The sequence below is a fragment of the Pseudomonas sp. H1_D04 genome (genome assembly GCF_054683855.1).
The window spans coordinates 3,237,923-3,260,423 of the sequence record NZ_CP162826.1 but is presented as its reverse complement, the minus strand read 5'-3'; the positions used below and the strand labels follow the sequence as shown (position 1 = coordinate 3,260,423).

General features: G+C 56.5%; 17 protein-coding genes, 3 tRNA genes, 3 rRNA genes and 4 pseudogenes. 11 read left to right on the top strand and 16 right to left on the bottom strand.

Annotated elements, in window-relative coordinates; all coding sequences use genetic code 11:
* The 4 genes from secD to queA all read right to left on the bottom strand — a co-directional run bounded on the left by secD (position 1) and on the right by queA (position 4,484).
* Positions 1-1,869, bottom strand: a complete 1,869-nt coding sequence (gene secD / locus AB4N82_RS15100) for a protein translocase subunit SecD (RefSeq protein ID WP_032890673.1) — start codon at positions 1,867-1,869, stop codon at positions 1-3.
* A gap of 62 nt (positions 1,870-1,931) precedes the next feature.
* Positions 1,932-2,270 (bottom strand): preprotein translocase subunit YajC, encoded by a 339-nt coding sequence (yajC, locus tag AB4N82_RS15095; RefSeq protein ID WP_003175975.1) that lies wholly within the window; start codon positions 2,268-2,270, stop codon positions 1,932-1,934.
* A gap of 43 nt (positions 2,271-2,313) precedes the next feature.
* The gene (tgt, locus tag AB4N82_RS15090; protein ID WP_163034935.1) at positions 2,314-3,429 is read right to left on the bottom strand and encodes a tRNA guanosine(34) transglycosylase Tgt; all 1,116 of its coding nucleotides are present in this window, start codon (positions 3,427-3,429) and stop codon (positions 2,314-2,316) included.
* Positions 3,430-3,434: 5 nt separating this feature from the next.
* A complete protein-coding gene (gene queA / locus AB4N82_RS15085) occupies positions 3,435-4,484 on the bottom strand; it encodes a tRNA preQ1(34) S-adenosylmethionine ribosyltransferase-isomerase QueA (RefSeq protein ID WP_099602713.1) in 1,050 nt (349 codons plus the stop codon).
* 108 nt (positions 4,485-4,592) lie between these two features.
* Here queA and AB4N82_RS15080 point away from each other — a divergent pair.
* Together AB4N82_RS15080 and AB4N82_RS15075 are read left to right on the top strand one after the other, a co-directional pair.
* A tRNA-Leu gene (locus AB4N82_RS15080) sits at positions 4,593-4,677 on the top strand.
* A 547-nt stretch (positions 4,678-5,224) separates the two neighbouring features.
* Positions 5,225-5,374, top strand: coding sequence for a hypothetical protein (locus AB4N82_RS15075; protein WP_241089549.1), 150 nt, complete (start codon positions 5,225-5,227; stop codon positions 5,372-5,374).
* Between the two features lie 85 nt (positions 5,375-5,459).
* Here AB4N82_RS15075 and AB4N82_RS15070 read toward each other — a convergent pair.
* From AB4N82_RS15070 to AB4N82_RS15040, 7 genes and pseudogenes are all read right to left on the bottom strand, one after another.
* A pseudogene (locus tag AB4N82_RS15070) lies at positions 5,460-5,880 on the bottom strand (IS3 family transposase); the annotation flags it as partial.
* A 193-nt stretch (positions 5,881-6,073) separates the two neighbouring features.
* Positions 6,074-6,189 (bottom strand): 5S ribosomal RNA (gene rrf, locus AB4N82_RS15065).
* Between the two features lie 169 nt (positions 6,190-6,358).
* A 23S ribosomal RNA gene (locus tag AB4N82_RS15060) occupies positions 6,359-9,250 on the bottom strand.
* Between the two features lie 247 nt (positions 9,251-9,497).
* A tRNA-Ala gene (locus AB4N82_RS15055) sits at positions 9,498-9,573 on the bottom strand.
* A gap of 30 nt (positions 9,574-9,603) precedes the next feature.
* Positions 9,604-9,680 (bottom strand) — tRNA-Ile (locus tag AB4N82_RS15050).
* Between the two features lie 83 nt (positions 9,681-9,763).
* Positions 9,764-11,300 (bottom strand): 16S ribosomal RNA (locus AB4N82_RS15045).
* The 16S, 23S and 5S rRNA genes sit together here with 2 tRNA genes alongside, the layout of an rRNA operon.
* 488 nt (positions 11,301-11,788) lie before the next feature.
* A pseudogene (locus AB4N82_RS15040) lies at positions 11,789-11,950 on the bottom strand (protein-methionine-sulfoxide reductase heme-binding subunit MsrQ); the annotation flags it as partial.
* Positions 11,951-12,165: 215 nt separating this feature from the next.
* Here AB4N82_RS15040 and AB4N82_RS15035 point away from each other — a divergent pair.
* From AB4N82_RS15035 to AB4N82_RS15025, 3 genes are read left to right on the top strand one after another with little or no spacing between them, the layout of a single operon-like run.
* Positions 12,166-13,650 carry a hypothetical protein gene (locus AB4N82_RS15035; RefSeq protein ID WP_460102074.1) on the top strand — a complete coding sequence of 495 codons (1,485 nt, stop codon included), beginning with the start codon at positions 12,166-12,168 and terminating at the stop codon, positions 13,648-13,650.
* A gap of 54 nt (positions 13,651-13,704) precedes the next feature.
* Positions 13,705-14,445 carry a hypothetical protein gene (locus AB4N82_RS15030; RefSeq protein WP_099602183.1) on the top strand — a complete coding sequence of 247 codons (741 nt, stop codon included), beginning with the start codon at positions 13,705-13,707 and terminating at the stop codon, positions 14,443-14,445.
* Between the two features lie 8 nt (positions 14,446-14,453).
* A complete protein-coding gene (locus AB4N82_RS15025; RefSeq protein WP_099602184.1) occupies positions 14,454-14,900 on the top strand; it encodes a hypothetical protein in 447 nt (148 codons plus the stop codon).
* Between the two features lie 2 nt (positions 14,901-14,902).
* Here AB4N82_RS15025 and AB4N82_RS15020 read toward each other — a convergent pair whose 3' ends face one another.
* Positions 14,903-15,187, bottom strand: a complete 285-nt coding sequence (locus AB4N82_RS15020; protein WP_032885648.1) for a hypothetical protein — start codon at positions 15,185-15,187, stop codon at positions 14,903-14,905.
* An 18-nt stretch (positions 15,188-15,205) separates the two neighbouring features.
* Positions 15,206-16,102, bottom strand: a complete 897-nt coding sequence (locus AB4N82_RS15015) for a hypothetical protein (protein ID WP_286819965.1) — start codon at positions 16,100-16,102, stop codon at positions 15,206-15,208.
* Between the two features lie 198 nt (positions 16,103-16,300).
* Between AB4N82_RS15015 and AB4N82_RS15010 the strand changes: the two genes are divergently transcribed.
* On the top strand, positions 16,301-16,630 hold the full coding sequence (locus AB4N82_RS15010) for a hypothetical protein (RefSeq protein ID WP_122763878.1): 330 nt from the start codon (positions 16,301-16,303) through the stop codon (positions 16,628-16,630).
* Between the two features lie 6 nt (positions 16,631-16,636).
* On the opposite strand, the gene AB4N82_RS15005 is transcribed toward AB4N82_RS15010, so the two are convergent.
* Positions 16,637-17,272, bottom strand: a complete 636-nt coding sequence (locus tag AB4N82_RS15005; protein ID WP_122763879.1) for a LysE family translocator — start codon at positions 17,270-17,272, stop codon at positions 16,637-16,639.
* 127 nt (positions 17,273-17,399) lie between these two features.
* On the opposite strand from AB4N82_RS15005, the gene AB4N82_RS15000 reads away from it, so the two are divergent.
* From AB4N82_RS15000 to AB4N82_RS14990, 3 genes and pseudogenes are all read left to right on the top strand, one after another.
* Entirely contained in the window at positions 17,400-17,771 is a 372-nt protein-coding gene (locus AB4N82_RS15000) for a PH domain-containing protein (protein WP_032885644.1), read from the top strand.
* A gap of 147 nt (positions 17,772-17,918) precedes the next feature.
* Positions 17,919-19,049 (top strand): annotated as a pseudogene (locus AB4N82_RS14995) (colicin E3/pyocin S6 family cytotoxin).
* Positions 19,046-19,270: a pyocin S6 family toxin immunity protein gene (locus tag AB4N82_RS14990; protein ID WP_122763880.1), complete on the top strand. Its 225-nt coding sequence runs from the start codon at positions 19,046-19,048 to the stop codon at positions 19,268-19,270. Before AB4N82_RS14995 ends, AB4N82_RS14990 begins: the two are co-directional and overlap by 4 nt.
* A 223-nt stretch (positions 19,271-19,493) precedes the next feature.
* Here AB4N82_RS14990 and AB4N82_RS14985 read toward each other — a convergent pair.
* Together AB4N82_RS14985 and AB4N82_RS14980 are read right to left on the bottom strand one after the other, a co-directional pair.
* A pseudogene (locus AB4N82_RS14985) lies at positions 19,494-20,872 on the bottom strand (ATP-binding protein).
* Positions 20,869-21,531 carry a response regulator gene (locus AB4N82_RS14980; protein ID WP_032885641.1) on the bottom strand — a complete coding sequence of 221 codons (663 nt, stop codon included), beginning with the start codon at positions 21,529-21,531 and terminating at the stop codon, positions 20,869-20,871. The pseudogene AB4N82_RS14985 and the gene AB4N82_RS14980 overlap by 4 nt, the downstream one beginning before the upstream one ends.
* A gap of 147 nt (positions 21,532-21,678) precedes the next feature.
* On the opposite strand from AB4N82_RS14980, the gene AB4N82_RS14975 reads away from it, so the two are divergent.
* On the top strand, positions 21,679-21,945 hold the full coding sequence (locus tag AB4N82_RS14975; protein ID WP_032885640.1) for a PepSY domain-containing protein: 267 nt from the start codon (positions 21,679-21,681) through the stop codon (positions 21,943-21,945).
* Positions 21,945-22,490, top strand: coding sequence for a cytochrome b/b6 domain-containing protein (locus tag AB4N82_RS14970; RefSeq protein WP_460102065.1), 546 nt, complete (start codon positions 21,945-21,947; stop codon positions 22,488-22,490). Before AB4N82_RS14975 ends, AB4N82_RS14970 begins: the two co-directional genes overlap by 1 nt.
* Positions 22,491-22,501: the final 11 nt, after the last annotated feature.

Genomic DNA, 22,501 nt, shown 5'->3' with positions numbered 1-22,501 from the left:
TTAAATCCACAACTTCTTGAAGTCACGCCCGCCAAAGATCAGGTTGACCATTGCGCGGGTCACCATGATGGCCGTGAACATCGAGGTAAAGATACCGAGGGACATGGTCACCGCAAAACCTTTGACAGGGCCGGTGCCCATGGCAAAGAGAATCCCGCCAACCAGCAATGTGGTCAGGTTGGAGTCGAGAATCGCGGTAAATGCCCGGCCGAAGCCTTCGTTGATTGCGCGCTGCACAGTCATGCCTGCGGCGATCTCTTCACGTATCCGCGAGAAGATCAGCACGTTGGCATCTACCGCCATACCCATGGTGAGTACGATACCGGCGATACCCGGCAAGGTCAGCGTAGCGCCCAGCAGCGACATCAAAGCCAGCAGCATCACCATGTTGCCCGCCAGGGCTACGGTAGCGATGATGCCGAAGAAGCGGTAGATGGCGATGATGAACAGCGACACGAACAACATGCCCCACAGTGCAGCGTCCACGCCTTTGGTGATGTTGTCTGCACCCAGGCTTGGGCCGATGGTGCGCTCTTCAGCGAAGTACATCGGCGCCGCCAGGCCACCAGCACGCAGCAGCAGTGCCAGCTCCGAGGATTCACCCTGGCCGTTCAGGCCAGTGATACGGAACTGAGCACCCAGCGGCGACTGGATGGTCGCCAGGCTGATGATCTTCTTCTCTTCCTTGAAGGTCTGCACCGGCACGTCTTTCTCGACGCCGTTGACGATCTGCTTGGTGTAGGTAGTAACAGGACGCTGCTCAATGAAGATCACCGCCATGCTGCGACCGACGTTGCTGCGCGTGGCGCGGCTCATCAGTTCGCCGCCGTGACCATCCAGGCGAATGTTAACTTCAGGTGTGCCGTGCTCGCCGAACCCGGCCTTGGCGTCGGTCACCTGATCACCCGTGATGATCAAACCACGCTCGATTTGCGCCGGCGGACGATTGCCTTCACGGAATTCGAACTCCTCGGAAGTCGCGCGGGAAGCGCCTGGCTCAGCTGCGAGACGGAATTCCAGGTTGGCAGTTTTACCCAGGATACGCTTGGCTTCAGCGGTGTCCTGCACGCCTGGCAGCTCAACCACAATGCGGTTGGCGCCCTGGCGCTGAACGATCGGCTCGGCCACGCCCAGCTCGTTGACGCGGTTACGTACCGTGGTCAAGTTCTGCTTGATGGAATACTCGCGGATTTCGGCGATCTTGGCCGGGCTCATTGCAAGACGCAGCACGGCCTGACCGTTCAGGTCAGCCGGTACGATGTCAAAATCGTTGAAGTTCTTGCGGATCAGCGCACGGGCCTGTTCGCGGGAAGCTTCGTCTGAGAAGCCCAACTGGATGGCGCCGTTGAGCTGCGGCAGGCTGCGATAACGCAACTTTTCTTTGCGCAGCAGGCTCTTCACATCGCCCTCATAGACTTTCAGGCGTGCGTCGAGGGCTTTGTCCATGTCGACTTCCAGCAGGAAGTGCACACCGCCGGACAAGTCCAGACCCAACTTCATCGGGTGCGCGCCAATGCTGCGCAGCCATTGCGGCGTGGTCTGTGCCAGGTTCAGCGCAACGACGTAGTCGTCACCCATGGCCTTGCGCACGACGTCTTTGGCCGGCAATTGGTCTTCTTGCTTGGTCAGGCGCAACAAGCCGCCCTTCGCACCAGCCGCCAATGTTGCCGCTTTAACTTGGATACCCGCGTCGTTCAGAGCCTTGCTCGCGCGTTCCAGGTCAGCCTGATTGACCTGCAACGAAGTGCTGGCGCCAGTGATCTGGATCGCCGGATCATCAGGATAGAGATTGGGAGCGGAATAAATAAAACCGATCGCCAGCACCGCCAGGATCAGTACGTATTTCCACAGAGGGTATTTGTTCAGCATCACGCCGCCCGCTTATAACGCGGGGCGCCTTGCGCGCCCCGTCGATTGGTAAAGGTTGTTACTTAGATCGCTTTGAGCGTGCCTTTTGGCAGCGTGGCGGCGATGGCGCCCTTCTGGAACTTCATTTCTACAGTGTCGGAGACTTCCAGAACCACGAAAGCGTCGGAAACCTTGGTGATCTTGCCGGCGATACCGCCAGTGGTCACAACTTCGTCACCTTTCTGCAGGCTGCCCAGCAGGTTTTTCTGCTCTTTGGCACGCTTGGCCTGTGGACGCCAGATCATGAGGTAGAAGATGACCAGGAAGCCGACCAGGAAAATCCACTCGAAACCACCGCCCATAGGGCCGGCAGCAGCAGGCGCAGCGGCGTCAGCCATGGCGTTAGAGATAAAAAAGCTCATTTAGCACTCCAGTTGCAAATAGTGAATCTTAGGGTCGGAAAACTCAGTCCAAGGGCGGCACAGGGAGCCCGCGCTTGGCATAGAAGGCATCGACGAAGGCGGCCAATGTACCCTGTTGAATAGCCTCGCGCAAACCAGCCATCAGGACTTGGTAGTGACGCAAATTGTGGATGGTATTCAACATGCTACCCAGCATTTCCCCGCATTTGTCCAGATGGTGCAGATAAGCACGGGAGAAGTTCTGGCAGGTGTAGCAATCACAGGTGGGATCCAGCGGCGAATCATCATGGCGATGGAACGCGTTACGGATCTTCAGCACGCCTGTATCGATAAACAGATGCCCATTGCGGGCATTACGGGTTGGCATCACGCAATCGAACATGTCCACACCGCGGCGCACACCCTCTACGAGATCTTCCGGTTTGCCAACGCCCATAAGGTAACGAGGTTTGTCAGCGGGCATCAGGCCTGGCAAGTAGTTCAGCACCTTGATCATCTCGTGTTTGGGTTCGCCTACCGACAAACCGCCGATGGCCAGGCCATCGAACCCGATTTTGTCGAGGCCTTCAAGCGAGCGTTTACGCAAGCTTTCATGCATACCGCCCTGGACGATACCGAACAGCGCAGCGGTGTTATCACCGTGGGCGTTCTTCGACCGCTGAGCCCAACGTAGCGACAACTCCATGGAGATTCTCGCGACATCTTCATCGGCCGGGTAAGGCGTGCACTCGTCGAAAATCATCACGATGTCGGAACCCAGGTCGCGCTGTACCTGCATCGACTCTTCCGGCCCCATGAATACTTTGGAACCATCCACCGGCGAGGCGAACGTTACGCCCTCTTCCTTGATCTTGCGCATGGCGCCCAGGCTGAACACCTGAAAACCACCGGAGTCGGTGAGGATTGGGCCTTGCCACTTCATGAAATCGTGCAGGTCGCCGTGCTTCTTGATCACTTCCGTGCCCGGACGCAGCCACAGGTGGAAGGTGTTACCAAGAATGATCTCGGCACCGGTGGCGACGATGTCACGGGGCAGCATGCCCTTTACGGTGCCGTAGGTGCCAACCGGCATGAACGCCGGCGTCTCTACCGTACCGCGAGGGAAAGTAAGGCGACCGCGACGGGCTTTGCCGTCGGTGGCCAATAATTCAAACGACATACGACTCATAAGGTTTCCTCTGGGCCGCGTGGCGCCGGGTTACGGGTGATAAACATCGCATCACCGTAGCTGAAAAAACGGTACCCATTATTGATGGCCGCTTGATAAGCCGCCATGGTTTCCGGGTAACCGGCAAATGCCGACACCAGCATCAAGAGCGTGGATTCCGGCAGATGGAAATTGGTGACCAGGCAATCGACGACGTGGAACGGCCGGCCTGGGAAGATAAATATATCGGTGTCGCCACTGAACGGTTTGAGCACACCATCACGCGCCGCGCTCTCCAAGGAGCGCACGCTGGTGGTACCCACTGCGACTACACGCCCGCCACGAGCCTTGCACGCAGATACCGCATCGACAACTTCCTGGCTGACTTCCAGCCACTCGCTGTGCATATGGTGGTCTTCGATGTTATCCACACGCACCGGCTGAAAGGTGCCGGCCCCCACGTGCAGGGTCACATAGGCCGTCTCGACGCCCTTGGCCGCAATCGCATCCAGCAGCGGCTGGTCGAAATGCAGTCCGGCCGTTGGCGCGGCAACCGCGCCTAGGCGCTGGGAGTACACCGTCTGATAGCGCTCGCGGTCCGAGTCTTCATCAGGGCGGTCGATATAGGGAGGCAGCGGCATATGGCCGACGCGCTCCAGCAGAGGCAGAACCTCTTCGGCGAACTTGAGCTCGAACAATGCATCATGGCGCGCCACCATCTCGGCTTCGCCGCCGCCTTCGATCAGAATGCTCGAACCCGGCTTCGGTGATTTGCTGGAGCGCACATGGGCTAGCACGCGATAGCTGTCCAGCACGCGCTCCACCAGAATTTCCAGCTTGCCGCCGGAGGCTTTTTGGCCAAACAACCGCGCAGGAATTACGCGGGTGTTGTTGAATACCATTAAGTCGCCTGGGTTTAAATGCTCAAGCAAATCAGTGAATTGACGGTGTGCGAGGGCACCGCTGACCCCTTCCAGGGTAAGCAGTCGGCTGGCGCGACGCTCGGCCAAAGGGTGGCGTGCGATCAGCGAATCAGGGAGTTCAAAAGTAAAGTCAGAAACGCGCATGATGGGGTTCGTCTAGCAGGGCCGGGAAGTTTAGCGGAAATAGTGAAAATAGACCATGAAACGTGATTGACCAACGGTAATCTCATCTCTATACTTCGCCGCCATTGAGCCCTGATGGCGGAATTGGTAGACGCGGCGGATTCAAAATCCGTTTTCGAAAGGAGTGGGAGTTCGAGTCTCCCTCGGGGCACCATCTTAAAAAAAGACCTTGAATTTCAAGGTCTTTTTTTTCGTCTGTGGAAAAGTGAAGTCACGTCGCCAGAGGCCGGCAAAGGTGCCCAGAAGGCGAGAACAGACAAAACCAGCCCACAAGATAGTTACAAGCCTTAAAGATCGTTGAGCGCGCTCACGCCCCGCCCCAGAAGCCTTGTGATGACATCGAAAGCCCACTCTCGCTCACCTCCCATCACGCATAAGCCAACGCGCGAATCTCGAATTACGATATCGGCCTTATCGATTGGACGAATTTGGGCTACGCCGAGGCGTCGGCAACACCCAGGCTCGATCATTGAGAGATTTCTAGCTTAGGTAGAAGGCAATATCCGGTAGGAATCCTGGCAAATGTTCCGCATCAGGCAGTGCGCGTATCGGTAAGCGTCTGCCGAACTCAACTTGCATAAGCTTGAGATTCATTATGGAGGGCTTCGCAAAGAGCTGTAGGCAGGTTTCGAGTGCAATCAACTGTTGGTTGAGGCTCGTCTCAGCACACTCGGCCTGCCGCCCTACCCAAAGGAGATGAGATGAAGGACCAATCCGCCCCTATCCTGATTGTTATCCTTGACGTTCAAGATGCGATTGATCGTCCGAACTCGGACGGCAAAAATAATCCTAACTATTTGCCGGTCATCCCGCGCCTTCTCAATCAGTGTGAATCGCCCCGGATTCTCTAGACACCTTGCAAGCTCACTGCGTAACGCTTTTCAAACTCTACCGATGGCAGCTGATTGTTGAAACCATGGCGGCGTTTTACGTTGTTTCATACGTACGAATGTAGGTGATGTCAGTGACCCAAACCCTGTTGGATTCCAAGACATCGAACTGGCGCTTCAACAAATTGGGTAATGCTACCGCTGGCTTACCGCCGCACTTTCCGGGGCGGCGTCGATAACCTGTCTGAGAACGCATACCTTAAAGACGCATCAGCCTAGCCACACAATGACCACCACAATCCTCACAGACCTAGCGCAGATCGTCATGGATTTTGCGATAGCCGTAAACGCCGCCGCTCTCCAGCCAGGAATGCTTGACCAAACCCAGCAGTCGCTGGTCGTCTTTGGCGCGTATAGATTGCGGCTCAGACCGCCACGCTGTAATAACCACCGGGATGCACTATCAGCGTCAGGCAAAGCCGTCGAATCGAGTAGTCGCCCGTGCGCTGCTTGATAAAGGCGCACTTTTTGGCGAAGTATCCAAACACCTCAGACTTGGGTACCAATATAGCGCCCGATTGAAGTGTTCAAAATCATTAGGCCAGTTCAGGCCCGCCGCCCCTGAGGATATTCGAGAGCTCGCCCTGATCCGTCCTCGCACTTTCCGCCCGCCCAAAACAAAACCCCATCTGCTTTCGCAAATGGGGTTTCGGAATTTAATCTTGACGATGACCTACTCTCACATGGGGAAACCCCACACTACCATCGGCGATGCATCGTTTCACTACTGAGTTCGGGATGGGATCAGGTGGTTCCAATGCTCTATGGTCGTCAAGAAATTCGGGGACTGAGTCGTGGCCAGTTGGCCTCGCTTCAGCAAATTGGGTATGTGATAGCTTTCGGTGTTTGCAAGAGTCGAACTTTCGGTTCATTTCGTCTTCACACACCGCAATCTGGTGCTCTTTCGCTTTTCAGCTCGAAGCAAGCAAATTGCTTGGGTGTTATATGGTCAAGCCTCACGGGCAATTAGTATTGGTTAGCTCAACGCCTCACAGCGCTTACACACCCAACCTATCAACGTCGTAGTCTTCGACGGCCCTTCAGGGAACTCAAGGTTCCAGTGAGATCTCATCTTGAGGCTAGTTTCCCGCTTAGATGCTTTCAGCGGTTATCTATTCCGAACATAGCTACCCGGCAATGCCACTGGCGTGACAACCGGAACACCAGAGGTTCGTCCACTCCGGTCCTCTCGTACTAGGAGCAGCCCCTCTCAAATCTCAAACGTCCACGGCAGATAGGGACCGAACTGTCTCACGACGTTCTAAACCCAGCTCGCGTACCACTTTAAATGGCGAACAGCCATACCCTTGGGACCGGCTTCAGCCCCAGGATGTGATGAGCCGACATCGAGGTGCCAAACACCGCCGTCGATATGAACTCTTGGGCGGTATCAGCCTGTTATCCCCGGAGTACCTTTTATCCGTTGAGCGATGGCCCTTCCATACAGAACCACCGGATCACTAAGACCTACTTTCGTACCTGCTCGACGTGTCTGTCTCGCAGTCAAGCGCGCTTTTGCCTTTATACTCTACGACCGATTTCCGACCGGTCTGAGCGCACCTTCGTACTCCTCCGTTACTCTTTAGGAGGAGACCGCCCCAGTCAAACTACCCACCATACACTGTCCTCGATCCGGATAACGGACCTGAGTTAGAACCTCAAAGTTGCCAGGGTGGTATTTCAAGGTTGGCTCCACGCAGACTGGCGTCCACGCTTCAAAGCCTCCCACCTATCCTACACAAGCAAATTCAAAGTCCAGTGCAAAGCTATAGTAAAGGTTCACGGGGTCTTTCCGTCTAGCCGCGGATACACTGCATCTTCACAGCGATTTCAATTTCACTGAGTCTCGGGTGGAGACAGCGCCGCCATCGTTACGCCATTCGTGCAGGTCGGAACTTACCCGACAAGGAATTTCGCTACCTTAGGACCGTTATAGTTACGGCCGCCGTTTACCGGGGCTTCGATCAAGAGCTTCGCGTTAGCTAACCCCATCAATTAACCTTCCGGCACCGGGCAGGCGTCACACCCTATACGTCCACTTTCGTGTTTGCAGAGTGCTGTGTTTTTAATAAACAGTCGCAGCGGCCTGGTATCTTCGACCGGCATGAGCTTACGGAGCAAGTCCTTCACCCTCACCGGCGCACCTTCTCCCGAAGTTACGGTGCCATTTTGCCTAGTTCCTTCACCCGAGTTCTCTCAAGCGCCTTGGTATTCTCTACCCAACCACCTGTGTCGGTTTGGGGTACGGTTCCTGGTTACCTGAAGCTTAGAAGCTTTTCTTGGAAGCATGGCATCAACCACTTCGTTAACTAAAAGTTAACTCGTCATCAGCTCTCGGCCTTAAGATCCCGGATTTACCTAAGATCTCAGCCTACCACCTTAAACTTGGACAACCAACGCCAAGCTGGCCTAGCCTTCTCCGTCCCTCCATCGCAATAACCAGAAGTACAGGAATATTAACCTGTTTTCCATCGACTACGCTTTTCAGCCTCGCCTTAGGGACCGACTAACCCTGCGTCGATTAACGTTGCGCAGGAAACCTTGGTCTTTCGGCGTGGGTGTTTTTCACACCCATTGTCGTTACTCATGTCAGCATTCGCACTTCTGATACCTCCAGCAAGCTTCTCAACTCACCTTCACAGGCTTACAGAACGCTCCTCTACCGCATCACTTACGTGATACCCGTAGCTTCGGTGTATGGTTTGAGCCCCGTTACATCTTCCGCGCAGGCCGACTCGACTAGTGAGCTATTACGCTTTCTTTAAAGGGTGGCTGCTTCTAAGCCAACCTCCTAGCTGTCTAAGCCTTCCCACATCGTTTCCCACTTAACCATAACTTTGGGACCTTAGCTGACGGTCTGGGTTGTTTCCCTTTTCACGACGGACGTTAGCACCCGCCGTGTGTCTCCCATGCTCGGCACTTGTAGGTATTCGGAGTTTGCATCGGTTTGGTAAGTCGGGATGACCCCCTAGCCGAAACAGTGCTCTACCCCCTACAGTGATACATGAGGCGCTACCTAAATAGCTTTCGAGGAGAACCAGCTATCTCCGAGCTTGATTAGCCTTTCACTCCGATCCACAGGTCATCCGCTAACTTTTCAACGGTAGTCGGTTCGGTCCTCCAGTTAGTGTTACCCAACCTTCAACCTGCCCATGGATAGATCGCCCGGTTTCGGGTCTATTCCCAGCGACTAGACGCCCTATTAAGACTCGCTTTCGCTACGCCTCCCCTATTCGGTTAAGCTCGCCACTGAAAATAAGTCGCTGACCCATTATACAAAAGGTACGCAGTCACCCAACAAAGTGGGCTCCCACTGCTTGTACGCATACGGTTTCAGGATCTATTTCACTCCCCTCTCCGGGGTTCTTTTCGCCTTTCCCTCACGGTACTAGTTCACTATCGGTCAGTCAGTAGTATTTAGCCTTGGAGGATGGTCCCCCCATATTCAGACAAAGTTTCTCGTGCTCCGTCCTACTCGATTTCATGACTAAGAGATTTTCGCGTACAGGGCTATCACCCACTATGGCCGCACTTTCCAGAGCGTTCCGCTAATCTCAAAGCCACTTAAGGGCTAGTCCCCGTTCGCTCGCCACTACTAAGGGAATCTCGGTTGATTTCTTTTCCTCAGGGTACTTAGATGTTTCAGTTCCCCTGGTTCGCCTCTTACGCCTATGTATTCAGCGTAAGATAACCATCTTATGATGGCTGGGTTCCCCCATTCAGACATCTCCGGATCAAAGTCTGTTTGCCGACTCCCCGAAGCTTTTCGCAGGCTACCACGTCTTTCATCGCCTCTGACTGCCAAGGCATCCACCGTATGCGCTTCTTCACTTGACCATATAACCCCAAGCAATCTGGTTATACTGTGAAGACAACATTCGCCGAAAATTCGATTTGACTCTTTCGAGCCACTCACAAATTTTACCTTAGCCTGATCCGTTACCAGTGAAAGTAACGTTCAGTCTATCTTTCTATCACATACCCAAATTTTTAAAGAACGATCTAATCAAAGACTAGAAATCAACATTCACCATCATCACAATGGAATGCTCATTTCTAAGCTTTCAACAAACAGAAGCAGTAGTGGTGGAGCCAAACGGGATCGAACCGTTGACCTCCTGCGTGCAAGGCAGGCGCTCTCCCAGCTGAGCTATGGCCCCGTATTTCTACAGGCGTTTCCCACACAAAATTGGTGGGTCTGGGCAGATTCGAACTGCCGACCTCACCCTTATCAGGGGTGCGCTCTAACCAACTGAGCTACAGACCCAATTTCGGGCTGCTTCTTTATCGTCTTCTTCAATGAATCAAGCAATTCGTGTGGGAACTTATGGAGCAGCTGATGTCGTCGATTAAGGAGGTGATCCAGCCGCAGGTTCCCCTACGGCTACCTTGTTACGACTTCACCCCAGTCATGAATCACACCGTGGTAACCGTCCTCCCGAAGGTTAGACTAGCTACTTCTGGTGCAACCCACTCCCATGGTGTGACGGGCGGTGTGTACAAGGCCCGGGAACGTATTCACCGCGACATTCTGATTCGCGATTACTAGCGATTCCGACTTCACGCAGTCGAGTTGCAGACTGCGATCCGGACTACGATCGGTTTTATGGGATTAGCTCCACCTCGCGGCTTGGCAACCCTCTGTACCGACCATTGTAGCACGTGTGTAGCCCAGGCCGTAAGGGCCATGATGACTTGACGTCATCCCCACCTTCCTCCGGTTTGTCACCGGCAGTCTCCTTAGAGTGCCCACCATTACGTGCTGGTAACTAAGGACAAGGGTTGCGCTCGTTACGGGACTTAACCCAACATCTCACGACACGAGCTGACGACAGCCATGCAGCACCTGTCTCAATGTTCCCGAAGGCACCAATCTATCTCTAGAAAGTTCATTGGATGTCAAGGCCTGGTAAGGTTCTTCGCGTTGCTTCGAATTAAACCACATGCTCCACCGCTTGTGCGGGCCCCCGTCAATTCATTTGAGTTTTAACCTTGCGGCCGTACTCCCCAGGCGGTCAACTTAATGCGTTAGCTGCGCCACTAAGAGCTCAAGGCTCCCAACGGCTAGTTGACATCGTTTACGGCGTGGACTACCAGGGTATCTAATCCTGTTTGCTCCCCACGCTTTCGCACCTCAGTGTCAGTATCAGTCCAGGTGGTCGCCTTCGCCACTGGTGTTCCTTCCTATATCTACGCATTTCACCGCTACACAGGAAATTCCACCACCCTCTACCATACTCTAGTCAGTCAGTTTTGAATGCAGTTCCCAGGTTGAGCCCGGGGATTTCACATCCAACTTAACAAACCACCTACGCGCGCTTTACGCCCAGTAATTCCGATTAACGCTTGCACCCTCTGTATTACCGCGGCTGCTGGCACAGAGTTAGCCGGTGCTTATTCTGTCGGTAACGTCAAAACAATCACGTATTAGGTAACTGCCCTTCCTCCCAACTTAAAGTGCTTTACAATCCGAAGACCTTCTTCACACACGCGGCATGGCTGGATCAGGCTTTCGCCCATTGTCCAATATTCCCCACTGCTGCCTCCCGTAGGAGTCTGGACCGTGTCTCAGTTCCAGTGTGACTGATCATCCTCTCAGACCAGTTACGGATCGTCGCCTTGGTGAGCCATTACCTCACCAACTAGCTAATCCGACCTAGGCTCATCTGATAGCGCAAGGCCCGAAGGTCCCCTGCTTTCTCCCGTAGGACGTATGCGGTATTAGCGTCCGTTTCCGAACGTTATCCCCCACTACCAGGCAGATTCCTAGGCATTACTCACCCGTCCGCCGCTCTCAAGAGAAGCAAGCTTCTCTCTACCGCTCGACTTGCATGTGTTAGGCCTGCCGCCAGCGTTCAATCTGAGCCATGATCAAACTCTTCAGTTCAAACATCTTTGGGTTTTTAAGAAACCCTAAACTTGGCTCAGCAATCGTTGGTTACATCTTTGATTTCTCGCGGAGTAACTTGTGATGCTGATAATCTTGTTGACTATCAGTCTGACTCCACAAGCACCCACACGAATTGCTTGATTCAGTTGTTAAAGAGCGGTTGGTTAAGATCTTTCGTCTCAACCGAGGCGCGCATTCTACAGCAGCCTCATTTGCTGTCAAGTGATTATTTTCAGAAGCTTTCGAAGATTTCTTCAACAACTTCAACCACTTGCGCTTCTGATCTCTCATCAGCGGGAGGCGAATTCTACAGCGTTACACGCTGCTGTCAACACCTCTTTTTCAACTTCCTTTTGGCTTCGATGAACTGAAGCAACTCACTGCCGAAAACTGCGTAACTCATTGTTTACCAAGGAGTTTTCCGTTTCGACTGCGCCGGAAGTGGGGCGAATTATAGGCTCCCAGAATCTGCGGTCAAGCGTTAATTACGCTTTTGTTGCAGAAGGTGCTTTTTTCGCAATAAGCCGTGGGATTCGGCGCATCACCGGTGGTAAACGCAACACCAGCAGCAGCGCAGCTATAGATAGATGCATAGATAGCCCACTCCTGTCATCAGCCCGCACGATCCAAAATATATGCAGCAGCCCACCCAGCAATGCGCGCCCGGCGCACAGACTTAGCTCCCCTCACACTGAATCCGCGCAGACCTGATAAGTCCCGCTATCAATCGCCTGACGGAAGGGCGAGCGCATAACCGCCGGGTGGAATGGATATTGGAGCGGTGAGCAGCGGGGTTGTTTTTAGCGCGCAGGAACAGTGATCATCGCCCTCCCCCCTGAAAGAACGGTTGGCGATGCTGAACATGGACGATCTGCTGGCCAGCCCTGACGAGCGCACCCTCAAACGCCAGTACGCCAAGCTGCTCAAGGTAACGCGGCCGGACGATGATCCCGTCGCCTTCCAGCGTCTGCGGGAAGCGTACGAGCGGGCGTTGCAGCGACTGCGTGACGGCGACAGCCTCGTCGCCCACGCCCTCCCCCCTGCTGCGTATGAACAAGCGATGGCGCTGCTGGCCGAATTCGATGACTGGAAAGTCGACGAATGCTGGGCCCGCGCCGTGGCACAAGGGTGTGCCGCCGACTTTGAACAACTGCTGTTCCAGCGTTGCGTCAACGCACCCGACCGGCATCTACCGCTGTTGACCTGGGGCATTGAAAAACGCCAATGGCTCACGCCATGGCAGCAAATAAACAGCGGCGGTTTTCCCCATCAACGCCTGGTCCACGCACTCAAGTGCGCGCTGTACGACGACCTTGAAAAATACCTGGCAGACGCCCAGCCTCGAGCGTTCTTCGAACGACTGGAACGGGCATGCCGCCAGGGCTGGCTGGTTGACCTGACCCATCACCAGGCGTTGCAGGTGCAGGTGTTGCACCTGTTCACGGTGCAAGAAAGCTGGTCGCTGACTCTTTTCCAACAGGTCTGCCAGCTGTTCGCCTGGGACGCTGGCGCTGCGGTGCCTATCGATCAAGCCCAGTGGCAGGCCCTGGTCCGGCGCAGCGAGCAATACGTCTGGCTGAACGCGTTGCGAGATCAGGCGCAACAACCGGGTGCGGCGGCGTTGTTTTTGATGTGTGCAAAACCCGCGCAGCAAGCGCAATTGGCCGCCACGTTCGGAGAAGCCGACTGGCAGGCCTGCGAGCAACTGTCCGCAGCGTTTTCCACACGGTTCCCCGACCTGCTGGGCTTGTTCCCCAATCACAACCCGTGGTTCTGGCAGGCCCTCGTCGGCTATCGCCCCACCCGCCACGGCCTGAAACGAGCCACCGCCGTCCTTGCAACCTGCCTGGCGTTGGGTAGTCTCTCCAGCCGATTCGCACTCGGCCCGACCTTATTGATGCTGCCGCTATACCTACTGGGCGGCTGGTTGATGGCCCGCGTCGGCCAGTGGCTGCTGACCTACTGGACCGTCATGGCCGAGAGCCTGCAAGACCTCGACCAACGCGTCAGCCGCTGGTGTGTGCGCCGCAAATGGATCCCCGACCGCCGCTATCGGGTGATCCGCAACGGCGGCCCATTAGTAGCGCTGGGTTTTGTCGTGTGGCAATGGCTTGGGTGGTTGGGGCTTGCTACCTACGCAGTGACCGGTTTGATCGGCGTGCTCCAGCCGGCACGCTGGGCACCTGCCGAGTATGAGTACCGCTGGCGGCGACCGTTGCAGGCGATCTATCGGATTGCCGGGCTGAGTGCGCTCCAATGGCTGTTTTGCGCAGTAATGGTCGCGGTGATTGCGTATATACAGTTGGAATTGCCCGGCACCGCGCTTACCCGAGGGGCATGGCGTTAACATGCCCGTTACCTGATTTTTTGCGTTGATATCCACGATCAAGGAAGACACCCCATGACCAATACGCTCTCCCAAGACTTCACCCAAATCCCCACAGGCATGCAGCCCTTTCCGGCGATTGAAGACGTGTTCGTCGCCGATCAACTGGAACTGGCCAAGCATCTGCATCCGCTCTTCAGCCTTGACCTAGGCCAGGTGAATCCCGAATGGTCGGGCGTCGTGCACATGCTGAGCCCGTTGGAGCCCTATGAGAGTCTTGTCGGCGAGCTGACCGAATGGGACGGCTTTCACGGTGACCTGCTGAAAACCAACTGGATCGGATTTCAGCTTGAGCAGGGGCGATACCGCCTATGCGGCGACCCGCGCTACTTCTTTCTCCATGCAGGCAACGCGCAACTGGCCGACCCTCACCCCGGCGCGCGGGCGGACCTGGAGCGTCACTGTGCTGAGCAACACCGCGCATTTGCCCGCACGGTCGAGCGGTTCAACACCCACGGGGTACTGGCGCGCGAAGACGGCGAGCCGCTGGATGCGGTGGAGTTTGTCACCCAACTGGGCGGCGAAGTCGACGGCTTGGCTAACTGGGTGGAATCGGTGGAGTTTCCGATGCAGATCATTGAACTGGACCCCGACCGTGGCGATTCCAACGTGTATCCCTTGAGCCCGGCCGGCAACCGGTTTTTCCACGTCGCCAGCGTGCCCGGCTGGCATTACCGCACCGCGGGGGCCGACTTGATCGTGATGTTCTACGAGCCGATTGAAGGCCTGGTGTTATTTACCTTCGACTACAGCTGAGCAAAGTGATGACTCAACGGACCAAAACGCTTCTCGGTTGGGCCTTTCTAACCTGCCTGGCAGTGCTGTTGGCTTACGCGCTCGTACATAAACCGCAATTCCCGTCGCAAATAGTCCTCAAGCAAGCGTTCATACCCGGGCAGTGGGTGTACATCGTGCAAGGCGCGAGGAACGCAGGGGAGCCCAAAAGCCTGCGGTTCTACGCAGACGATTACGAAAGCAGCGACGAGGTGATGAAGGTGCGCCTGGGCAAGAAGCCACCGTTCCTGGTTTCGGACACCGACTTGCAGAATGTAGTGATCGAACGGGTCGCCAATGGCCTGTACATCAAACTCGATGGTGCAGTCGAGGTGTACCGAAGCAACCTCTACCTGGCCGATGGCGACACGTACACCACGTTCCGCGTCAATCTGGAACAACGCGACACGCGGCCGCCCTTGCCGAGCGGCCGGTAGGTTTATTTCAACAGGGCGATCAGCGCACAGACCACGGTGATCACCAGCGCCGGCCACTGCATCGGCATGAAAAAGAAGTGATGGCGCACCCCATCAGCGTGCGGATGCCGATTGAGCACGAAGCCCAGCACCACGTTGATCGCCGAGCCAACACCCGCGCCTATCAGGAACTGCATCAGCGAGACATTGCCTGGCTTGACGCTGGGATCAGGCCACAACCCCATCAACAACAGCACCATGGCCACCGGAGTGAACAGCGTGAGCCAGCCTGCGCCGCGATAAATCATCGTTTGATACTCCTGGGCTTAGGCCAACTCACGGGCTTGTTCTTCAACCGCAAACACCACATCCAGGGTGTTGAGGAACAGGTCATGGCTGAGGATGCCGGTGGCGATGGTCGACAGCACGGGCTTGCCGCTGTCGTCCTTGATCACCACGTTCTCGGTCCAGGCGTTGAGGTCGACGGTGCGCAACGATGCCATCGGCACTTTGCGGCCCTGGTACTCAAGGAAGGCGGCGCTGACCAGAATTGGCGTCGTGGTGATCTTGAGGAAGTTGCCGCTGACCCGCTTGCCCCAGACCTGCGCAGTGCTGATGCAATTGAACGTTACCGCCCCGCCCGCCTCCAGCGTCGCCGCCACCGCCGGCAGGCGTGCGCGTACGTGCAGTTCACGCACCAGTTGCTGGAAATCGTGAAAGCCCTTGAGGGTCTCGATCACCCGGTGAAACGGTTCCGAAGCATTGCGGCGATAGGCAACGTTGGTAACCATACCGGTCAACACGGTTTGGCCGGAGCCGAACAGATACAAGTCCTCGATATCGGCAAAGGCCGTGTATTCGCGCTCATCGTTCACGAAGCGCTCGATGCCATGCTCGTACACGTCATAACGGGGCGCACGCAGCTTTTTGTGCCAGGCGTAGACCGCAAACATGCTCAGGCCGATCACCGCCAGCAAGGCGCTGGTGGCATAAAACACCATAAGCGGGTCGCTGAAATTCAAGGTCATGCCGCGTGACGTCTGGAGAGTGACGGGGCCATTGTTGCCCTGCGGCAGGATGGTGCTCAGGTACAGCACAAACCCGGCCATCGCCAGCATCACAGAACCAAAGATCAAACTGACCACAAGAAAGGCTTTGCCATGACGGAAGCTGGCGATCAGCTCACCAGTATTGGAAGGCGATTGAAAAGGGGATGAGGGCATGGGGGCTTGCGTCCTTGTAAGTAGATAAAGCGGGCTGCTTGGGTGCGCTTGGCACGGCGAGTTGGAACATGGCCAATTAGTATCGTTCCTTGTGCAGAGGCCTTAATGTGATGCACGCCGCAAAGTGGGCCAGGTCTTTTTTTTCACACACAGAACAGTGATCATCCCCCTCCCCCCGTATGTTGAGGAACCAAGACCATGGAATTGACGCTGGAAGCTGTGGCGCTTTTTGCACTCAAGTTGGTGCATGAGGTGGACGGTGGCAGCCCGGTTTTGCGGGATGATCCGGTGATGGTTGGCTATGACAGGGAGGTGTTTGGGCTGTTGGTGCGGCAGGGGGATTTGGCTGAAATCTTGGTGAAGATTGATGAGTGTGCGGGCCAGGCTTTGATGGCGGTGGGCGGTGCCGACACAGTACTGGGACGTGAACTGCAACGGCTGGCGGCGGCTGTGCAAAATGCCCATCAACTGGATGAACTGCCCGAGCCGTTAACCACCCTCAAGGATTATCTGAAAGACATCCAGTGAGGCGACCTACCGCCGCCCTTCCACCGCCATGCGCACCGCCAACCCCATCAGCACTGAGCCCATCAGCCAGCGCTGCACCACTTGCCAACCGGGCCGGGTGACGAAAAACACCGCGATGGAGCCCGCCAGGGTGGCAATCACCGCGTTGACACCCACGCTGATAAAAATCTGCGTAAAGCCCAACACCAGTGATTGTGTCAGCACACTGCTATGGCCGTTCGGGTCGATGAACTGGGGCAGCAACGACAAATACATCACCGCCACCTTGGGGTTCAGCAGGTTGGTCACAAGCCCCATTGTGAACAGCTTGCGTGGGCTGTCCTTGGGTAAATCGCGCACCTGAAACGGTGAACGCCCGCCCGGTCTGATCGCTTGCCACGCCATATAGGCCAGGTACAACGCCCCACCAAACCGCAGCGCGTCGTAGGCAAACGGCACCGCCATGACCAACGCGGTAATTCCCAACGCCGCACAAAGCATATAAACCAAAAAACCCAACGCCACGCCGCCCAGGGAAATCAATCCAGCCGTACGGCCCTGACAGATCGAGCGGGATATGAGGTAAATCATGTTCGGTCCGGGCGTCAGCACCATGCCGAGGGAGATCAGCGCATAGGCAAGCCAGCTGGATAGTTCAGGCATGGTGCGGCTCCGGTTGTTGAAACATCTGGGCAAGGTTGTAAGGTTGGTCGCCATGGTAGGGCGTTCAAAATGCCCGCGTTAGATACAGATCCACGAGCAAATCGGCATACACCCACGAGGCAGGCCCATGATCGACTTCAACAACAAAGGTTTCTTCAAGCTCAAACAAAACAACGAATACGCCGAACGCGTAGCCGCCCTGCTGCTGGACGGCGAGGAAGTGGTCGACGCCTACAAAGCCATGCGCGACGGCGTAGTGTTTACCACCAAGCGCATCATCGCCGTGAACGTGCAGGGGATTACCGGGAGCAAGAAGGACTTCACGTCGCTGCCGTATAAAAATATCGTGGCGTACTCGGTGGAAACGTCCGGCACGTTTGATCTGGATTCGGAGTTGGAGATTTACTTTTCTTCGCTGGGGAAGGTGAAATTTGAATTTACGGGGAAGACGTCGATTGTTGAGATTTCGCGGTTGATTTCCAAGCACCTGCTGACCTGATCAGCAGGTAAAAATCAAAATATTCGAAACGATAGCGCTCTTCTGACCCCTGTCTCGTTTTCCCACACCCATCATCGAACAAATCCGACTTAGTCCGCTCATACCCCCTCTTAGGCTCACGTCCCCACACAAGGAGGTGAGCCTGTCATGTCAGAGCGCGCATACCCTCTCACCGAAGAACAACAACTCAAACAGCGAATCCTGACACCGCAACCGGCACGGCCTTTTTCGCCACCGCTCCATCTACTCGACCGTCCTCCCGCGCCAGCCCCCTCCCCCACCAAGCCTCCCGGCTGCGTATTCACCAAACCCTGCCAACTGCCCGACGGCATCACCCACTACGCCGATCCCTGCGGTTTCGTACCGCTGGAGTTGGTCAAGGAATACGGACATTTCAGCCTGCTGGGCGGGCGTGAAGTGGACGCTCGGGGGACGGTCTCGCTGCGCAAGATCAGCGGAAGCGCATTGCCCGTTGGCTTGGGGCAGTTGGCGTTGCGTGCAGCGGTGTTGGAGTCGGCAGCGACTGCTGTCGGCTCTGTAGCCGGGGCGTTGTTGACGGGGTTAGTGGCGTTGGCTTGGCCATCGGCGCTGGGTGATAGCGCGCTGTACAGCGATGAGCAATTGCGCTCGATGCAACGGGCGCGCTCACAGATGCGTTTGCATGTTGAGCAGTTGAAGGACGGCACGCTCAAGGGCTATGGGTTTTACACCGGCAACAATGCCGACTGTCAGATGATCGATGTGGTGCAGTTGCAAAGCCGTGGCGATCAGTTTGTGGCGGATTTGGGCCAAGGTGTGGAGCAGATCTGGACGCCTGCGGTTGAATCCGGGGGACGCCCTGGGAATCCCAGCGTTGGAGGCTGCACCGCAGGCGCCGGTAATTTGGATTTACCCGCCAAACCAGAAGGCTGCGCAGATTTTGGTGAACCCGGTTTATCCGCCGGAATATCGGGATTTTATTCTGGTGTTCCCGGTGGAGTGGGGGGTTCGGCCGTTGTATGTGGTGGTCAGTGTTCGGGCTGGGGATCATACCTATCACCCCAAACCAAAACTCCTAGCTGCATTTCCGAAAGCCAAGTGGGCTCGCTCGAAAACTCCAATGACGGGGGTGGCCAACGCCCAAGATGGAAAGATCCCGACGGGACGATCTATGAATGGGACGCTCAACATGGCGCTGTGGAAAAGTCCTCCAAGCGCGGAATTCATCTCGGCGAGTTCGATCATTTGACCGGTAACCAACGTAAGCCAGCCAAGCCTGAAAGGACGGTAGAACCATGAACCACTCAGTTATGGGCGTTTTGCCTAACGAGGACTTTGCATCCTTTGAACAGGCGCTACCTCTGTCCACTCAAGACCTGATGGACATTATGGGGTGGGAGAAACTGGAGGATTGCGTATTTGACTATCTACTGACGGAAGAACAAGTACTCAAGATAGAAAAAGCGATTGCTCTAAAGCTGCCCACTCACTTTGACTTATTCATTACCTCACACGACTAAGTGAGCCAAGGGGCATTCAAACTCCATTCGCCGACTAAAGGCTGACGAGGATCTCCCTGGTGAGCGGGCTTTTTTTGTGGTGAGCGGGCTTGCCCCGCGCTGGGGCGCGAAGCGGCCCTGAAACCAAGCCCTGCGGTTCCTATGGAAAATCTCGGTGGCCGAGTTGGGGCTGCTTCGCAGACCTGCGCGAGGCAAGCCCGCTCACTACACATGCCCTTTCAGCTCAGGCAGTTGAAGGGCTGCTGTTCTGGATTTCTTCGTTAAATACCAACCGCGCACACAACCCACCACGCTCCAGGTTGTGCAACGCCAGCCGGCTGCCGATCTTGCCGACGATCATCTCGACAATCGCCAGCCCCAACCCGGCGCCATTGGCATTGTCACGGCTATAAAACCGCTCAAACAAACGCCCGATTTCCGCTTCATCAATCCCCGGCCCCTGGTCCTGCACGCTCAGGCAAAAGGCACCAATCACCACCTTCACCTCGCTGCCCGGGGGGAAAAGTTGAGAGCGTTGGTCACCAGATTTTGCAGGGCGATGGCCAGTGCCACGGGCTCGGTTTCAACCCAGCATTCTTCGTCACCCTCCAGCACCAGCTCCACACCTTTCTCCATGGCCAGCGGGGTAAGTTCTGCCAATTCTTCGCGTACTAACTCTGTCAATTGCACACGGCTGCGCACAGGGTTGTTCAACTGCGGCTCAATGCGCGCCATGGTCAGTAACTGGCTGCCGATGCGGGTGGCGCGGTCGACACCGCTTACCAGAAATTCCAATGCCTCGCGTCGTTGCTCCACTGTCTCCGCGCTTTGGGCGTTTTGCGCATGGATACGCAGGATCGCCAGGGGGGTGCGCAGTTCGTGGGCGGCGTCGGCGATGAACCGGCGTTCGCGCTCCAACAACTCGTCCACCTGCACCAACAGCCGGTTGAGCGCGGTTTGCATGGGTTCCAGGTCGGAGGGCAGCGGTTTGAGGTGCAGCGGTTGCAAGGTGTCGGAATTGCGTCCACGAATCGACAGTGCCATGGCGCGCAGGGGTTTGAGACCCCAACCGATTAACAGCCAGATCAACACCGTCAGCAGCGGCACGCCGATGAGGGTCGGCCAGAGGGTGTGACGCATGATGCGTTGGATCACGTCTTGGCGGATGTCGTCGCGCTCACCCACCCAAATCAAAAGGCCCTGTTGCGGGTCGGCGAGGAGGAAGGCGCACCAGTCGTTGCCGTTGTCGATGATGTCGTGGGAACCAAGGGTCGCGGGCGGTGCGGCCAGCACCGGCGCTTCGGCTGAGCGTACAAGTAGCTGGCCGTCGCTGCGCCACACCTGGAAGGTCAGGCGAGTTTCATAGGGATGAGCCACGCCCTCTTCGCCCACGCGGCTCATGGCCTGATCAAACGCCTGGTACAAGCGGTCCCAATCCGCCTCGCCGGGGTCGCGCTGGCGCAGTACGCCTTGCAGCAGGCGCGCGCTTTGGGCGAGTTGGGCGTCGTAGACTTCTTCGATTTCGTGGTGACTGTCGCGCAGCACCAGCCAACTGATCAGGGCATCGCCGAGCAGGATCAACACCAGCACCGGCACGAGGATGCGCGCGCGCACGGAGGTCATGGCTTGAGCACCAGCACATAGCCAACGCCGCGCACGGTGCGTATGAGCTCTGTGGATAACTTTTTACGCAGGTTGTGGATCAACACTTCCAAGGTGTTGCTTTCGACGCGGTCCTGCCAGCCATACAACGCGCGAGACAAGCGCTCGCGGGTTACCACTTTGCCGGGGCGTACCATCAGTTGGTGCAGCAGTTGGTATTCCATGGGGGTGACGATGATGTCCTCATCCAGGTAACGCACCTGCTGGGTGGCGGGGTCGAGGTTGACGCCGGCGTGTTCGAGCATCGGTTGCGCACGGCCCTGGCTGCGGCGCAACAGCGCGCGCACACGTGCCTTGAGCTCTTCGACGTCGAAGGGTTTGACCAAATAGTCGTCGGCGCCGGCGTCCAATCCGGCGATGCGCTCGGCGGTGCCGTCGCGGGCGGTGAGGATCAGCACCGGAAGATCATGTTGCTCGGCGCGCAGTTGCTGCAACAGGTCGAGGCCGTCGAGGCGGGGCAGGCCGAGGTCCAGCAGCAGTAGATCGAAGCTCTCCGTGCGCAACGCATGCAGCGCCGCAACGCCATCCTGCAGCCAATCCAGGGTGTAGCCCTCGGCGCCCAAGGCCACACGAATCCCTTGGCCGAGGGCACGGTCATCTTCGACAAGGAGTAGGCGCATAGCAAAATCTCTGTAGGAATCGGCGGCATCATGCCGGGTTATGGCCGGGGCTATTTCAGCAAAGATGTTACGGCTCGTTGCCAACTAAGGTTGCCCTAAGGTTGGTTTTGCACTGTGAAATCTCCCACATTTGCTGAGAGCTTTTCCATGCGCAAAATTCTCCTGCTGTCCCTGATCCTCGCCAGCCCCCTGGCCTTCGCCGGCCCGCAATGCACCACCGCCGAGCGCTCGCAATGGCAAGACGAAAAAGCCTTCCAGGACAAGCTCAAGGCCGAGGGCTACACCATCAGCAAGTTCAAGGTCACTGATGGAAACTGCTATGAGATCTACGGGTTCGACAAGGACAAGCGCAAAGTTGAGATCTACCACGACCCGGTCACCGGCAAGGCCGTGAAGACTGAGATCAAAGGCTGATGCCAGGCGAATCCCTACGCCTGTGGGACCCGCTGGTGAGGCTGTTCCATGCCTCCATCGCCGGGGTCTTCGTCGCCAATTACTTCTTCAACGAAGCCGGCGACGACTGGCATGTCTCGCTGGGTTATTACGCCATGGCCTGGCTGCTGGTGCGAACAGTGTGGGGATTTGTCGGACCGCGCAGCGCGCGGTGGGCAGACTTTTGGCCTACGCCAAAAAGGCTGAATGCCCACGTGCGCTCGTTGCTCAAGGGTAAGCCGCAACACCGCTTGGGGCATTCGCCGATTGGCGCGCTGGTGATGCTGTTGATGTTGCTGGCGTTACTCACCGTCGGCGTGAGTGGCTTTTTGATGCAGGAAGTCGATGCCCTCTGGGGCGCCGATTGGCCGCTGCAAGTCCACGAGACCGCCGCCAATGCGCTGCTTGGCTTGGTTTGCCTGCATGTACTGGCTGCCGTGTTTGAAAGTATCCAGGTGCGGGACAACCTGCCGTTATCCATGCTCACCGGTCGCAGGAAGCGCCTGCCGGATGAACGTGCGCAGTAATCCTTTTACCC